This is a genomic window from [Clostridium] citroniae WAL-17108 (assembly GCF_000233455.1).
Taxonomy (GTDB): domain Bacteria; phylum Bacillota; class Clostridia; order Lachnospirales; family Lachnospiraceae; genus Enterocloster; species Enterocloster citroniae.
This window is the reverse complement of record NZ_JH376446.1, coordinates 1-1259: the sequence shown is the minus strand read 5'-3', so window position 1 is coordinate 1259 and position 1259 is coordinate 1. Positions and strand designations below refer to the sequence as shown.

At 52.9% G+C, this 1259-nt stretch carries 4 protein-coding genes; all 4 read left to right on the top strand.

Annotated features, from left to right (window positions below):
* Positions 1–202, top strand: a 202-nt coding sequence (locus HMPREF9469_RS30345) for a VVA0879 family protein (protein WP_007871774.1), incomplete at its 5' end; no start/stop codon positions are given.
* 2 nt (positions 203–204) lie between these two features.
* Positions 205–477 carry a DUF6809 family protein gene (locus tag HMPREF9469_RS30340; protein ID WP_002572741.1) on the top strand — a complete coding sequence of 91 codons (273 nt, stop codon included), beginning with the start codon at positions 205–207 and terminating at the stop codon, positions 475–477.
* A 35-nt stretch (positions 478–512) separates the two neighbouring features.
* Positions 513–818: a hypothetical protein gene (locus HMPREF9469_RS30335; protein ID WP_002596410.1), complete on the top strand. Its 306-nt coding sequence runs from the start codon at positions 513–515 to the stop codon at positions 816–818.
* 145 nt (positions 819–963) lie between these two features.
* Positions 964–1194, top strand: a complete 231-nt coding sequence (locus HMPREF9469_RS30330) for a hypothetical protein (RefSeq protein WP_002596412.1) — start codon at positions 964–966, stop codon at positions 1192–1194.
* Positions 1195–1259: the final 65 nt, after the last annotated feature.

Genomic DNA, 1259 nt, shown 5'->3' with positions numbered 1-1259 from the left:
CGGAGCCAAAGGACCAAACTGTGCCTGCCAGGAGTGCCTTGGAAGATATACGGGAAAGGGGGCCCCGAAGGCGGGAGATGCGTCTGGCTGCAACTGGGCGGCTTATGGACTCTTTGGTATCCCGAATGGGAAGGGGATTATTGTCCTGGATGAAGAAGGAATCGGAACGGAGTGTTTTGCGTTTGCAGGACAGGAGGTGTAGTCATGCCAGGGAAACATACGAAGCTCTTTAAACGCATATTCCATGGTGATTTCCGTCCGGCTGACGGAATGGACTATTCCCGCGCATATAAACGCTGGATGAAGGAGAACTATGAAGCCCACCAGAGATTCCGGAAAACATTAAAAAAAGGCCAGCTGGAGGCGTTTGACGAATTAGAGGAAATGGATATTGAGCTATCAGGAAGGGCCCAGGAAGAGAACTACATAGCCGGGATGAAGGCAGGCATCCAGCTCATGGTGGAAGCGCTCCGGTAGATGAGGCCTGGTTTTGAGGGGAAGGGGGGACCGGTATGGCAGGACGGGCAGCCTATTTCAGGCTGTATGACCATGGCAGGTACATGGGGGAGTATAGAAACTCTGAACTTATGGAACTGCTGGATATCCGTCACCATCAGCTGATTGCCTATTATAGTGATACCGGCAGGGAGTATAAGGCGCGTTACCTGATTGAACGGATAGAGGAACCCATGCGTGGAAGTTGGGCAGCGGAGTGGGACCATGCCAGACTGAAGGTCCTGTGGGATGGTACCAGGCTGAAGGTCCTGAGGCCGGTACGGAAGAGGAAAGGCCAGGAGCCGGGGTGGTTATGGAGGTGAAATCATGGCAATGTTTGAGTATACGACCAAGGTCGAAATCCTGAAGGTGTTAATTGAAATCCTGAAGGAGTTAAGGGCCATTAGGAAGGCTATGGAAACTGAGAAAAAGTAACATTTCCGGGATACCGGAAGGAAGGAGAAACAGATGGGAACGCTACTGGATGCATTCTCAAAAGAGGACCGGGTGGAGGTCACCTTTTCCGATTTCTACCGGCTCATACGGGAAAGCACATCCGCGGAACTGATGAAAAATGCCGTGGACTGCAACGTGCCGCACCGCTACATAAGGGAGATGGTAACGGGAGTGCCGGAGGAGACCGGTATGGAACCGGATGGTGAAGGGGGGAAGGAACATGTGGATACTGACACAGAATAAGGAGCGGCTGCTGACCACGGAATCCATGGATGAGATACGCATTGCAGCCCCGGGTACCGGCCGGC